The organism is Microbacterium sp. P26 (assembly GCF_023712585.1).
Classification (GTDB): domain Bacteria; phylum Actinomycetota; class Actinomycetes; order Actinomycetales; family Microbacteriaceae; genus Microbacterium; species Microbacterium algihabitans_A.
Genome location: NZ_JAMAXZ010000004.1, coordinates 142,687 through 156,290, shown reverse-complemented (window position 1 = coordinate 156,290; position 13,604 = coordinate 142,687). Strand labels below are relative to the sequence as shown.

General features: G+C 71.1%; 11 protein-coding genes. 8 read left to right on the top strand and 3 right to left on the bottom strand.

What is annotated here, in order from left to right; all coding sequences use genetic code 11:
• Positions 1-134 precede the first annotated feature (134 nt).
• From M3667_RS09955 to M3667_RS09930, 6 genes are read left to right on the top strand one after another with little or no spacing between them, the layout of a single operon-like run.
• The gene (locus tag M3667_RS09955; RefSeq protein WP_251507703.1) at positions 135-1,334 is read left to right on the top strand and encodes an inositol-3-phosphate synthase; all 1,200 of its coding nucleotides are present in this window, start codon (positions 135-137) and stop codon (positions 1,332-1,334) included.
• Positions 1,331-2,197: an SCO3242 family prenyltransferase gene (locus tag M3667_RS09950; RefSeq protein ID WP_251507702.1), complete on the top strand. Its 867-nt coding sequence runs from the start codon at positions 1,331-1,333 to the stop codon at positions 2,195-2,197. Before M3667_RS09955 ends, M3667_RS09950 begins: the two co-directional genes overlap by 4 nt.
• Positions 2,194-3,660, top strand: a complete 1,467-nt coding sequence (locus tag M3667_RS09945; protein WP_251507701.1) for an EboA domain-containing protein — start codon at positions 2,194-2,196, stop codon at positions 3,658-3,660. Before M3667_RS09950 ends, M3667_RS09945 begins: the two co-directional genes overlap by 4 nt.
• Before the next feature lies 1 nt (position 3,661).
• Positions 3,662-4,546, top strand: a complete 885-nt coding sequence (locus M3667_RS09940) for a TatD family hydrolase (RefSeq protein ID WP_251507700.1) — start codon at positions 3,662-3,664, stop codon at positions 4,544-4,546.
• 2 nt (positions 4,547-4,548) lie between these two features.
• Positions 4,549-5,712, top strand: coding sequence for a metabolite traffic protein EboE (gene eboE, locus M3667_RS09935; protein ID WP_251507699.1), 1,164 nt, complete (start codon positions 4,549-4,551; stop codon positions 5,710-5,712).
• Positions 5,709-7,091, top strand: a complete 1,383-nt coding sequence (locus M3667_RS09930; protein ID WP_251507698.1) for a nucleotide pyrophosphatase/phosphodiesterase family protein — start codon at positions 5,709-5,711, stop codon at positions 7,089-7,091. Before eboE ends, M3667_RS09930 begins: the two co-directional genes overlap by 4 nt.
• A gap of 262 nt (positions 7,092-7,353) precedes the next feature.
• Here the strand turns inward: M3667_RS09930 and M3667_RS09925 are convergent, their stop codons facing one another.
• The 3 genes from M3667_RS09925 to M3667_RS09915 form a co-directional block, all read right to left on the bottom strand.
• On the bottom strand, positions 7,354-8,358 hold the full coding sequence (locus tag M3667_RS09925) for a sugar phosphate isomerase/epimerase (protein WP_251507697.1): 1,005 nt from the start codon (positions 8,356-8,358) through the stop codon (positions 7,354-7,356).
• 38 nt (positions 8,359-8,396) lie between these two features.
• Positions 8,397-9,587, bottom strand: coding sequence for a Gfo/Idh/MocA family protein (locus tag M3667_RS09920; RefSeq protein WP_251507936.1), 1,191 nt, complete (start codon positions 9,585-9,587; stop codon positions 8,397-8,399).
• A 92-nt stretch (positions 9,588-9,679) separates the two neighbouring features.
• Positions 9,680-10,729: a substrate-binding domain-containing protein gene (locus tag M3667_RS09915; protein WP_251507696.1), complete on the bottom strand. Its 1,050-nt coding sequence runs from the start codon at positions 10,727-10,729 to the stop codon at positions 9,680-9,682.
• A 299-nt stretch (positions 10,730-11,028) separates the two neighbouring features.
• Here M3667_RS09915 and M3667_RS09910 point away from each other — a divergent pair, with 299 nt between their 5' ends.
• Both M3667_RS09910 and M3667_RS09905 read left to right on the top strand, forming a co-directional pair.
• Positions 11,029-12,504 carry a sugar ABC transporter ATP-binding protein gene (locus tag M3667_RS09910; RefSeq protein ID WP_251507935.1) on the top strand — a complete coding sequence of 492 codons (1,476 nt, stop codon included), beginning with the start codon at positions 11,029-11,031 and terminating at the stop codon, positions 12,502-12,504.
• Positions 12,501-13,550 carry an ABC transporter permease gene (locus M3667_RS09905; RefSeq protein WP_251507695.1) on the top strand — a complete coding sequence of 350 codons (1,050 nt, stop codon included), beginning with the start codon at positions 12,501-12,503 and terminating at the stop codon, positions 13,548-13,550. Before M3667_RS09910 ends, M3667_RS09905 begins: the two co-directional genes overlap by 4 nt.
• Positions 13,551-13,604 lie beyond the last annotated feature (54 nt).

The following is a 13,604-nucleotide window of genomic DNA, read 5'->3' as shown; positions in this document are numbered from 1 at the left end:
CGACGAGACCCCCACCCCGGGTCGCCCTCCATCCCCCTCGGAGCGCCCCTTTCGAACGGCTTCCGCCCCACGCGGAGTCGCGCCGTCGTGCGTACCCGGTATTCGACGTCCCTCAACGAAGAACGGACCCCCGCGTGAACATTTCGGACACCCGCCGCGCCGCTGACGTCGGCGCCTGGTTCATCGGCGCTCGCGGCTCGCTCGCGACCACCGCCACCCTCGGCATCCACGCCCTCGCCCTGGGTGTCGCGACGCCCGTCGGCCTTACGACGGAGACCGACGCGGTGCGCGTCGACGAGTTCCCCGCGATCGCCGACATCGTCGTCGGCGGACACGACATCTCGTCGACCCCGCTCGAGGAGCGCGCGCGACAGCTGGCTGCCGGCGGGATGTTCCCCGTGGCCCTGGTCGACGCGGTGGCCGAACGCCTGCGCGAGTCCGAGCAGAACCTCCGCTCCGTCCCCACGATGACGGCGACCCAGCAGGACGAGATCGACCTCCTTGCGGCCGACATCGTCGATTTCCGCGAGCGTCACGAGCTCCGCGAGGTCATCGTCATCGACGTCTCCTCCACCGAGCCCCTTCCGCCGTACCACCCCGGATTCGAAGACGACGCCCTCCTGCAGACGGCCCTCACGACCCCGGGCGTGCGGGTCCTGCCGCCCAGCTCGCGCGCTGCCCTCGCCGCGATTGCAGCCGGCGCCGCCTATGCCGCCTTCACCCCCTCGGCATCCCTCAACCTCCCCGTCCTCCGCGAGCGCGCCGAACGCGCGGGCATCGCCTACGCGGGTCAGGACGGGAAGACCGGCGAGACGCTGCTGCGGACGGTGCTGGCGCCCATGTTCACCGCCCGCGGGTTCCGTGTGCAGTCCTGGGCCGGCACCAACCTCCTCGGCGGCGGCGACGGTGCGACCCTGGCCGACCCCGAGGCCGTCCGCTCCAAGCTGGTGTCGAAGAACCGCGGTCTGCACGCTCTCGTCGGCGACGACGTCGTCACCCCGCTGCACATCGACAACGTGCCCGACCTCGGCGACGTCAAGACCGCGTGGGACCACGTCAGCGCGACCGGCTTCCTCGGCAGTCGCGTCACGCTGCAGACCACGTGGAGCGCCTATGACTCCGCCCTCGCGGCGCCCCTGGTGATCGACCTGGTCCGAGCGCTGTCGCTCGCGACCCGTGCGGGCCACGCGGGGGTCGTCACCGCCCTCGGCTGCTTCTTCAAGGATCCGTGGGGAAGCGACGTCCACGGCTTCGGCGAGCAGACCGCCCAGTTCGTCTCGTGGGTGCACGAGACCGCAGCCGCCGTCGCGGCAGCCCGGGTCGCCGCACCGTGACCCGGGTCGCGGACCACCTCGACCTCGTCCGCGCCCCCGCCTCGCTCACCGTCCTCGGCGACGCCCTCGTCGGGGCGCTGAGCGCGCGCGGGACTGGCGGCGACGGTTGCCTGCGCCTCGGCGCGCTCGCGGCCGCGTCGGCCTGCCTGTACAGCGCCGGGATGGCGCTGAACGACTGGGCGGATGCCGACATCGATGCGCTCGAACGCCCGGAGCGCCCCATCCCCTCGGGGCGGATCAGCCGCGACCGCGCGCTCGCGGTGGGCGTCGGTCTCACCGCCCTCGGGGTGGGCGCGGCGTTCGCCGCCGGCCGTCGCTCGGGTCTGGTGTCGATCGCGCTCGCCGGGGCGCTGTGGGCCTACGACGCCACGTTCAAGCCGACGGCGGCCGGTCCGGTCGTCATGGCCCTCTGCCGCGGGCTCGATGTGATGATGGGCGCCGCCGGCCCGGGCTGGCACTCGGCCCTCGTCCCCGCGGGCGCGGTCGCCGCCCACACGGTCGCCGTCACCGCGATCTCGCGGGGCGAGGTCGACGGGTCGACGGCGACCACCGGTCGCATCGCCGTGGCCACGAGCGTCGCCGTGGCGGCATCCGCTCTGCTCGGGCGGTCGAACCGCTCCGCCGCCGTCCTCGGGGGAGCCCGCTACCTCACGGCTGTGCTCCCCGGTCAGCTGGTGGTCGCCCGTCACCCCGGGGCAGCGCAGGCACGTGACGCCACCCGCGCGGGCATCCGCGCCGTCGTCCCCCTGCAGTCCGCCCTCGCTGCACGGGCGGGCTCGCCGCTGGCGACCGCGGCCCTGCTGGGCATCGAGACCCTCGGCCGGATGCTCGGCCACCGCCGTTCGACGGGAGACATCACATGAGCTGGACCTGGGGTTACGGCACCAATGGTTTCACCGATCACCCGCTGCCCGCCGCCCTCGACGTGCTGCAGCATCACGGGTACAGCGCGGTCGCCCTCACGCTCGGTCACCCCCACCTCGACCCCTTCGCCCCGGATTGGCGCGAACGGAGCGAGGCGCTCGCCGCGGACCTCCGCCGCCGGGGGCTGCGCGTGGTCGTCGAGACGGGCGCCCGCTACCTGCTCGACCCCCTGCGCAAGCACCGGCCGACCCTGGTCGATCGCGACGCCGCATCACGCATGGCATTCCTCCGGCGGGCGGTCGAGATCGCAGCGATCCTGAACGCCGAGTGCGTCTCGCTGTGGAGCGGAGTCGTGCCCGACGACGTCTCGACCGATCAGGCGCGCGTACTGCTCGAGGAACGCCTCGTCGAGCTCGCCGCGTTCGCGGCCGACGCGGGCGTCACCCTCGCCCTCGAGCCCGAGCCCGGGATGCTGGTCGAGACGGTGGCCGACGCCCTCGCGCTCCGCGCCCGTCTCGGCCATCCCGCGAACGTCGGCCTCACGGTCGACCTCGGTCACTGCGTGGTGGTCGAGCCCGACGGGGTGGTGGGTGCTCTGCGGGCGGCGGGATCCCTGCTGCGCAACGTCCAGGCCGACGACATGCTCCCCACCGCACACGAGCACCTCCCGTTCGGGGAGGGCGAGCTCGACCTGGATACCGCCCTCTCGACACTGCGCGAGATCGACTACAGCGGCGTGGTCGCGGTGGAGTTGCCGCGGCACGCGCACGCGGCCCCCGAGCTCGCCGCGTCGAGCATGGCCGCGCTGGTCGCGGCGGGGGAGCGATCGGTCATCGCCCCGACGCGGAGTGCGGTCGGACCCCGGTCGGTCCCGGACGCGCAGCCCCTCCATCCTTGGACCGCCCGGGCTGTCGAGCAGGTGCGCATGGATGCCACCCGCACCGCGCGCCTGTTCGCCGCGGCGGGTCGCGAGGTGGGGCGGGACCCCCTCTCCCGCGCACCGTTCGCCCCGACCGCCGACGACGTCGCCCGTGCCGCTCTCATCGCGGGCCTGGCCGACAGCGGGGCCGACCCCGCCGTGGCGATCGCACTGTACCGTCGCGGCGACGACGCCGAGCGGCGCGGGGTGCTGCGCGGCCTCGACGCGATCCCCGCGCCCACCGCGGCCTGGCGCGAAGCCGGTCTGGAGCTCGTCGCGGACGCCCTCCGCGCCAACGACACGCGGCTTGTCGCCGCCGCCCTCGGGCGCTTCGCCGCCGATCACCTCGACGACCACGCGTGGCGCCACGGCGTGCTGAAGTGCGTGTTCCTCGGCATCCCCCTCTCCGTCGTCGTCGCCCTCGACGCCCGCGCCGATGACGAACTCGCCGCGATGGCGGAGCGTTTCGCCGCCGAGCGCCGCGCCGCGGGCCGCCCCGTGCCCGACGACCTCTCCTTCCTCCGTGCTCGCGAAAGGGCCTGACATGCGCATCTTCGACCCCCACATCCATATGTCCGCCCGCACCACCGACGACTATGAGGCCATGTACGACGCGGGCGTGCGCGTCCTGGTGGAGCCGGCGTTCTGGCTCGGCCAGCCGCGCACGAGCGTGGGGTCGTTCCTCGACTACTTCGACGCGCTGATCGGGTGGGAGAGGTTCCGCGCGGCGCAGTTCGGCATCCGGCACCACTGCACCATTGCGCTCAACCCGAAAGAGGCGAACGACGCGCGCTGCCGCGAGGTCATGACCGAGCTGCCGACATACCTCGCCAAGGACGGGGTCGTCGCCGTCGGCGAAACCGGCTACGACTCGATGACCCCGGAGGAAGACGAGATCTTGCGCCAACACCTCGCCCTCGGCATCGAGTTCGACCTCCCCGTGCTCGTGCACACCCCGCATCGCGACAAGACCGTGGGCACGCAGCGCACGCTCGACGTGGTCGCCGAGTCCGGAATTCCGATGCAGCGCGTGCTCGTCGACCACCTCAACGAGACCTGCGTCGACGCGGTCGCCGACAGCGGCGCCTGGATGGGCTTCTCGATCTACCCCGACACCAAGATGGACGAGCAGCGCGTCGTCGCCATCATGCAGCGCATCGGGCTCGACCGCGTCATCGTGAACTCCGCGGCCGACTGGGGTCGCTCCGATCCGCTCAAGACGGCGAAGACGGGGTTGGCCATGCTCGACGCGGGATTCAGCGACGACGACGTCGACCGGATCCTCTGGCGCAACCCGCGCGACTTCTACGCGCAGAGCGGCCGTGTGAACACCGACCCGATCGAGGGCTTCGCTCCCGCGAGCCAGGGGCCCGAGCTGTTCGCCGGCAACTCCGTGCTGCGCGGCATGGCGTCGCGCCAGGGGGCGTGAGGATGGAGCTGTCGTACTGCACCAACGTCCACCCCGCCGAAGACCTCCCCGGCATCGTCCGCCAGCTCGAAGAGCACGCCGGTCCCGTCCGCCGGGCGGCGGGCCTCGACCGTCTGGGCGTCGGACTGTGGATGCCGGTGGGCGTGGCATCCCTCCTCTCCGGCGACCCGCGGGCCCGAGGCCTCCTCGCCGATGCCCTCGCGCGCAACGGACTGGAGCTGCGCACGGTCAACGCATTCCCGTACCGCGGGTTCCACGACGACGTCGTCAAGCTCGCGGTGTACCGCCCCGACTGGACCACGCGCGAGCGCCTGGAGTACACGCTCGACTGCGCGCGCGCCCTCGCGGCGCTTCTCCCCGCCGGAGCAGAGGGCAGCATCTCGACGCTCCCGCTGGGATGGAGAGCGGGGTGGGATGCCGCGGCGGACCGCGCCGCCGACGAGCACCTCACCGGACTCGTCGAGGGCCTCGCCGCGCTGGAGCGCGAGACGAGCCGGACCGTTCGCGTGGCGATCGAACCCGAGCCCGGTTGCATCCTCGGCGACATCGGCGACGTGGTGGCCTGGCTCGGCGCCCGCCCGCACCTGATCGCCGAGGGCCGTCTCGGGCTGTGCGTGGACACCTGCCACCTCGCGGTGTCGTTCGCCGACCCCGCCGGAGCGGTCGCCGCGGCCACCGCCGCCGGTGTCCGCATCGTCAAGGTGCAGGCCTCGGTCGCTCTCGAGGTGCCCGACCCCGCCGACCCCCGCACGGCGGACGCGCTCCGGTCCTTCGCCGAGGAACGCTACGTCCACCAGGTGCGCGAGGCCGGCGGTCGGCGCTCCGCCGACGACCTCCCCGAGGTGCTCGACGCTGCCGCGCCCTGGCCGACCGACCGCGCCTGGCGCGTGCACGTCCACATCCCTCTGCACGCGCGTCCCGCAGCACCCCTCCGCGCCACGACCGAGGTGCTGCTCGCCGCGGTCGAAGCGGTCCTCGAGGCCCCCGGCGGCGATGACGCCCACCTCGACGTCGAGACCTACACCTGGTCGGTGCTGCCCGAAGAGCTGCAGCCCGAAACGCTCGTGAGCGGGATCGCGGCCGAGCTGCGCTGGGCGCGCGCGCACCTGCCGCGGGCACTGGCCGGGATCACGGCATCCGGAATCGACGACGGGAGCCCGGTATGAGCAAGGTGCTGTTGCTGGACATCGTGGGGCTCACCCCTCGCACACTCGCCGCGATGCCCCGACTCACCGCGCTCGGCCGCGCCGGCGGGCACCTGGGGCTCGACACGATCCTCCCGGCCGTCACGTGCAGTGTGCAATCGACCATGCTCACCGGCACCATGCCGCGCGAACACGGAATCGTCGGCAACGGCTGGCACTTCCGCGGCCTCGGCGACCCTCTCCTGTGGCGCCAACACAACAAGCTCGTCGCCGGCGAGAAGGTGTGGGAGACCGCGCGGCGCTCGCGCCCAGAGCTCACCACCGCCAACCTCGGCTGGTGGTTCGCGATGGGGGCGACGACCGACATCACCGTGACCCCGCGCCCGATCTACCACGCCGACGGGCGGAAGAGCCCCGACGCGTACGTCCGGCCGGCCGCGCTGCACGACCAACTGGTCGGGGTGCTGGGTGAGTTCCCGCTGTTCCAGTACTGGGGCCCGACTGCGACCATCCGGAGCAGCGCGTGGCTCGCCGAAGCGACGCGCGGCGTCATCACCGAGCGGTGGGGTCCGGCACCCGACCTGGCGATGGCGTACCTGCCGCACCTCGACTACGACCTGCAGCGGTTCGGCCCGAACGGCCCCGAGGCCGATCGCGCGGCGCGCGAGCTCGACGATGCGATCGCGCCCCTGCTCACCGACGCGCTCGACCGCGGATACAGCATCGTCGCGGTGTCGGAGTACGGCATCGAACAGGCCTCGCGCCCCGTCGACGTCAACCGCGCCCTGCGCCGCGAGGGACTGCTCGAGGTGTACGTGCAGGACGGTCGGGAACAGCTCGACCCCTGGACCTCAAGGGCGTTCGCCGTCGCAGACCACCAGGTCGCCCATGTCTACGTTCCGGATGCCGCTGACCTCCCCCGCGTGACGGCGCTGCTGCGTGGACTCGAGGGTGTCGACGAGGTTCTCGACCGTGACGCGCAGGCGCGGTACGGCCTGGACCACGAGCGCTCCGGTGAACTGGTAGTGGTAGCCGAGCCCGGTGCGTGGTTCACCTATTACTTCTGGCTCGACGACGAGCTCGCCCCGGAGTACGCCCGGGGCGTCGACATCCACCGGAAGCCCGGATACGATCCGGCCGAGCTGTTCTTCGACCCCGCCGACCGCCTTGCCAAGGCCAAGGCCGGCGTGAACCTCGTGAAGAAGAAGCTGGGCCTGCGCTACGCGATGAGCACGGTGCCGCTCGACCCCTCGTGGGTACGCGGGACGCACGGCCGACTGTCGTCGTCGCGAGACGACGGGCCCCTTCTCGTCACGAATGACGCCGACCTGCTGCCCGACGCCGCGTCGCTGCCCGCCGCGGGCGTCCGTGACCTGGTGCTGCGCGGTCTCGGCGTCTGACACGGCGCACGACGTCTGACGCGGGGCACGACGTCGTTCGCGGCCGCTGCGCCCGGCGCGGGTCGCCTCGCCTGGCGCGGTCGCCTCGCTCGGCGCGGGGCGCCGCGACGAGAACAGACGACGCCACGAGAACAGGCCGGAACCGCGCGGATCGACCTGTTCCCGTCACGCCTCCTGTTCTCGTGATGGCGCCGGGCGCACGAGAAGGGCCGGATGCCTCGGCATCCGGCCCTTCCTTCGCTTCCGACCGATCCCCCCCGGATCAGCGCTGACTGAACGCCGCGTCGAACGCCGCCCCGGAGGGCTCGTACGACGACAGCTTCCGCACGAATCCGAGTGCCTCGGGCGCTCCGACCATGCGGTCCATGCCCGCGTCCTCCCACTCGACCGACAGCGGCCCGTCGTAGCCGATGGCGTTGAGCATGCGGAAGGCGTCCTCCCACGGGACATCGCCGTGCCCGGTCGAGATGAAGTCCCACCCGCGGCGCGGGTCCGCCCACGGCAGGTGCGACGACAGGCGCCCGTTTCGCCCATTGCCGAGACGCTTCTTCGTGTCCTTGCAGTGCACGTGGAAGATCTTGTCCTGGAAGTCCCACAGGAACGCGACCGGATCGATGTCCTGCCACACCATGTGCGAGGGGTCCCAGTTCAACCCGAACGCCTCGCGGTGCCCGATGGCCTCGAGAGCCCGCTCGGTGGTCCAGTAGTCGTAGGCAATCTCGGAGGGGTGCACCTCGTGCGCGAAACGCACGCCGACCTCGTCGAACACGTCGAGGATCGGGTTCCATCGGTTCGCGAAGTCCTGGTATCCGGCATCCACCATCTGCTCGGTCGCGGGCGGGAACATCGCGACGTACTTCCAGATGCTCGAGCCGGTGAAGCCCGTGACCGTCTTCACGCCCAGCTTCGCAGCGAGGCGCGCGGTGTTCTTCAGCTCTTCCGCGGCGCGCTGGCGCACGCCCTCGGGGTCGCCGTCGCCCCACACGCGGTCCGACACGATGTCACGGTGGCGTTGGTCGATGGGGTCGTCGCAGACGACCTGGCCCTTGAGGTGATTCGAGATGGTCCACACCTTCAGACCGTTGCGCTCGAGCACGTTGAGCTTGCCCTGCACGTAGGCCTCGTCGTCCCACCGCCACGGGTCGAGGTGGTCCCCCCAGCAGGCGATCTCGAGGCCGTCGTAGCTCCACTCGCCGGCGAGACGGGCCACCTCCTCGAAGGGCAGGTCGGCCCACTGGCCGGTGAAGAGGGTGATCGGTCGCGTCATTGCGGCGTCCTTTCGTCGGTGCGGTTCCGGGATCGGATTCAGGAGGCCGCGGACGTGCGGCCCCCGGGAGAAGCGGTGGCGAGGTCGGCGTCGACGCCGGTCCAGACGCCCTCGGCCTCGGAGCTGCGCGCGACGGCGTCGAGCACCTCCTGCACGTGCAGGCCGTCGGCGAACGAGGGGGTCGGGGCGGCTCCGGCGGCGACGGCCTCGACGAAGTCCTTCGCCTGGTGCGAGAAGCCGTGCTCGTAGCCGAGCATGTGACCGGTGGGCCACCATGCGGCGACGTAGGGGTGCTCGGGCTCGGTGACGAGGATCCGGCGGAAGCCCTGCTCCGCGGCGGGGAGCGTGGCGTCGTAGAACTGCAGCTCGTTCGGGCTCTCGAGATCGAACGACAGCGAGCCGAGGGATCCGGCGATCTCGATCCGCAGGGCGTTCTTGCGGCCGAGACGGAAGCGCGAGGCCTCGAACGAGGCCAGGGCGCCACCCTCGAGGCGACCGGTGAAGAGGGCGAGGTCGTCGACGGTGACGGCTCCGCGTCCGATGCCCGCGGACCCCGAGAGCCCAGAGGAGGAGGCCAGGACGGGACGCTCGTCGACGATCGTCTCGAGGATACCGGCGACGCGGCTCACGCGCTGCCCGGTGATGAACTCGGTGAGGTCGACGGCGTGGGCGCCGATGTCGCCGAGGGCGCCGGAGCCGGCGCGGTCCTTCTGCAGTCGCCATGTCAGCGGGGCCTCGGCGTCGCTCAGCCAATCCTGAAGATACTCGGCGCGCACCTGGCGGATGTCGCCGAGGCGACCCGCGGCGACGAGGTCGCGGGCGAAGGTCGTGGCGGGCAGACGCCGGTACGTGAAGCCGACCATCGAACGGATGCCGCTGTCGGCGGCCGACGCGGCGGCCTCGGCCATGAGGCGGGCCTCGTCGACGGTGTTGGCGAGGGGCTTCTCGCACAGCACGTGCTTGCCCGCGGAGAGGGCGGCGATCGCGATCTCGGCGTGCGAGTCGCCGGGGGTCACGATGTCGACGACGTCGATGTCGGAGCGGTGGATGACCTCGCGCCAGTCCGTCGCGCTCTCCTGCCAGCCCCAGGTGTCTGCGGCGGCCCGCGTGCGGGCCGCGTCGCGCCCGACGAGCACGCTCATCTCGGGGGCGAGGGGGAGATCGAAGAAGCGAGGGGCGACGCGCCATCCCTGGGAATGCGCGGCGCCCATGAATCCCGCACCGATCATGGCGATGCGAAGGGGCTGGGTCACGATGAAGTCTTTCTGTGGGGGGACGGGGGACGGGGCGCCCGCGATGAACGCGGACGCCCCGGACCGGGTCAGGACTGGAACGAGAGGTCGATGAAGGACGCGACGTTGTCCTTCGTCACCACGGGGGCGTCCAACACGATGCGGTTGGGGACGCTGGGCGTGATGAGGTCTCCCGCGGTCTTGCCCTGCGCGATGAGGCGGGCCAGCGCGATGCCGTCGGCTGCCTGCGTCGAGGGGTAGATGACCGTGGCCTTCAGGACGCTGTCGTCGGCCTGGATGGACTCCATCGCGTTCCGGCTGCCTGCGCCGCCGACCATGATGAACTCGTCGCGACCGGCCGCCGTGATGGCGGCGAGCACGCCGATGCCCTGGTCGTCGTCGTGGTTCCAGATGGCGTCGATCTTCGGGTTCGCCGAGAGCAGCTGCGAGGTCGAGGCCTCGCCGCCCTGGACGGTGAAGTCGGCGGCGACGCGGGGTCCGACCTTGAGGCCGCAGTCCGACAGGGCGTCGGCGAAGCCCGCCGAGCGGTCCTGCGTCAGCGGCAGGGAGTCGATGCCCGCGATCTCGCCGATGACGGCGCTGCTGTTGCCCTCGAGTTGATCGCAGATATAGGTGCCGGCGCTGACGCCCATGCCGTAGTTGTCGCCCAGGACGGTCGAGCGGGCGGCGAAGGGGCTCGAGAACTCGCGGTCGACGTTGATCACGGGGATACCCGCGTTCATCGCCTTGATCGCCACCTCGGTGAGGGCTGCGCCGTCACTCGGCAGGAGCACGATGGCGTCCACACCGTCGTTGATGAAGGTTTCGACGGCGGCGATCTGCGCGTTGACGTCGTTCGTGCCTTCGGCGACCTTGAGGTCGACGTCGGGGAAGCTCTCGGCGGCGGCGAGCGCGCCCGAGTTGATGGCACCGAGCCACCCGTGGTCGGCGGCGGGGCCGGAGAACCCGATGGTGACGGTGTCGCCGGCGGCGGCGTTCTCTTCGGTCGTGGTGCCCTGATCGACGACGTTCTGGCTGTCGCCGCCCGAACCGGTGCAACCTGCGAGAAGGCCGACCGAGGCGATGACGGCGATACCGGTCAGGACGAGTCGCGAACGCGACTTCCACTGTGAGCGCATGTTTCCTCCTTGAAATGTGATGCAGCTGGGGTCATCGCGGCCCCGGGTCATTCCGGTAGGAGGGGTCCACTCTGACGTCGCTCACGCTAGCAGAAGTGTCGGTCAACCGAGCATCTTTTGTTTTTTCAGCTGCATAAGTCGTCGGTCACAGTGCTTCTGCGAGGGAAGCGCTCGCGCGCGTGCGGGAGGAAGGTTCCCCCGGTCCGGCGAAATCCGGGTCGCGCGACGGCGAGGCGGCGTGTTATGTTCGCCGCGTGATCAAAGTTGACCATCAGCCGTCATTACTCGTCGTCCGCGGCGTGACCAAGTCCTTCGCCGGCGTCCGCGCCCTGCGCGGTGTCGATCTCGACATCGTCGCCGGAGAGGTGCACTGCGTGCTGGGTCAGAACGGCGCGGGCAAGTCGACCCTCATCAAGACGCTCGCGGGAGTGCACCGTCCCGACGAAGGCGAGATCGTGTGGCTCGGCGAGAAGGTCGAGATCGCCGACCCGGACGCGGCCATCGAACTCGGCATCGCGACGATGTACCAGGAGCTCGACGTCGTCGACGGTCTCACCATCGCCGAGAACATCTTCCTCGGGCACGAGCTCGCGCGCGGCGGCTTCACGCAGCGCGCGGAAGCTGCTCGACAGACCCGAGAGCTGCTGCGCCGACTCGGCCACGCCAACCTGTCGCCGAACACCGAGGTCGGCTCGCTCAGCGCCGCCAACAAGCAGATCGTCAGCATGGCACGCGCGCTGTCGCACGACATCAAGCTGATCATCATGGACGAGCCCTCGGCCGTGCTGGACACCGAGGAGGTCAAGAACCTGTTCGCGGTCGTCCGAGAGCTCACCGCCGCAGGCATCGCCGTCGTCTACATCACGCACCGCCTCGAGGAGATCCGCGAGATCGGCGACCGTATCACCGTCCTCAAGGACGGGCGCACGACCGCGGTCGGCCTCCCGGCCGCCGACACCCCGAAGGCCGAACTCATCCGGCTCATGACCGGCCGCGAGGTCGCCAACGTCTTCCCCGAGCGTGTCCCCGTGGCGTCCGATGCCCCCGTGGTGCTCGACGTCCGGGGCCTCGGACTTGACGGGGTCTTCTCCGACGTGTCGTTCTCGGTACGCGCCGGTGAGGTGGTGGGGCTCGCGGGACTCGTGGGCTCGGGTCGATCCGAGATCCTCGAGACGGTCTACGGAGCGCGACGCTCCAGCACCGGCTCCGTGAGCGTGCGCGACAAGGTGCTGCCACGCGGATCCGTCCGTGCCGCCGTCGGGGCCGGTATCGGCCTGTCGCCCGAGGAGCGCAAGAGCCAAGGCCTCGTCCTCGACGAGCCGATCTTCGTCAACATCGCCCTCGCCTCGATGAAGCGCTTCGCCAAGGCCGGGTTCCTCGACGACCGCGCCGCCCGCACGGTCGCTCGCGAACAGATCGACGCCTTCGAACTGCGCCCCGCCGACCCCGATCGCCCCGCCCGCACCTTGTCCGGCGGCAACCAGCAGAAGATCCTGCTCGCCCGCTGGCTCGTGCACGGCACCGAGGTACTCCTGCTCGACGAACCCACCCGCGGCGTCGACGTCGGCGCGCGCGCCGAGATCTACGCCCTCATCCGCGATCTCGCCGCCGCCGGCAACGCCGTCGTCGTCGTCTCGAGCGAGATCGAAGAGGTGCTCGGCCTCGCCGATGTCGTCCTCGTCGTCGCCGACGGTCGCATCCTGAGCACCCTCCCCTCCCACCAGATCGACGAGCACGGTGTGCTCGACCTCGTCATGAAAGGATCCGCCGCGTGAGCGAGCCGACCACCCCGACCCGTGCACGCACGGTCCCCACCGAGACCGGCGTCGTCGCGGCCTCGGCTCCCGCGCCCGCCTGGCGGCGCTTCCTCTCCGGCTCTGCCGGTCGCAACATCGGCCTCGTCGTCGCGCTGCTGGTGATCGTGATCGTCGGTGCCATCAGTGCGCCCGGGTCGTTCACGAGCGTCGACAACGTGCTTGTCATCCTCCGCCAGGCCTCGATCATCGGCGTCATCAGCATCGGCATGACCCTCGTGATCATCGCGGGCGGCATCGACCTGTCGGTCGGGTCGGTCATGGGCCTCGCCTCCGTGGTCGCGACCCTCGCCGCGGTGCAGGATCTCGCCGACAACCTGCACTGGAGCGTCATGGTCGTCATCGCCCTGGCGGTGGGCGTGGGCGCCGGTCTCATCAACGGCATCGTCATCGCCTACGGCAACGTCGTGGCCTTCATGGCAACGCTCGCCATGCTCGTGGGTGCGCGCGGCCTCGCCGAGATCCTGGCCGAGCGTCGAACGCTCGTGGTGGAGGACCGCGGCTTCATCACCTTCATGAACGCCGACATCCTCGGTGTCGACATCCTCATCTGGATCTTCGCCATCGTGGCGGCCCTCGGCTGGGTGCTGCTGAACCGCACCACCTTCGGGCGCCGCACCGTGGCCGTCGGTGGCAACCGCGAAGCCGCGCGCCTGGCGGGCATCGACGTGCGTCGGCACACGATGTGGCTGTACGCGATCACGGGTCTATGCGCCGGCATCGCCGCCGTCATGATCCTCGGCCGCACGACGGCGGGCACCTCGACCCACGGTCAGCTGTACGAGTTGGACGCCATCGCCGCGGTCGTCGTGGGCGGCACGCTCCTCGTCGGCGGGCGTGGAACGATCACCGGCACGGTGTTCGGCGTCCTCATCTTCGCGACGTTGTCGAACGTGTTCATCCAGAACAATCTCTCGTCTTCCGTCCAGGCGGTGGCGAAAGGTGTCATCATCGTGGTCGCGGTGCTCCTGCAGCAGCGCTTCTCCCGTCCTCCTGGACGGGGCTGACGACCCCTTATGCCGACGGCGGCTGCGTGATTCGCGTAGTCGCCGTCGGTATGT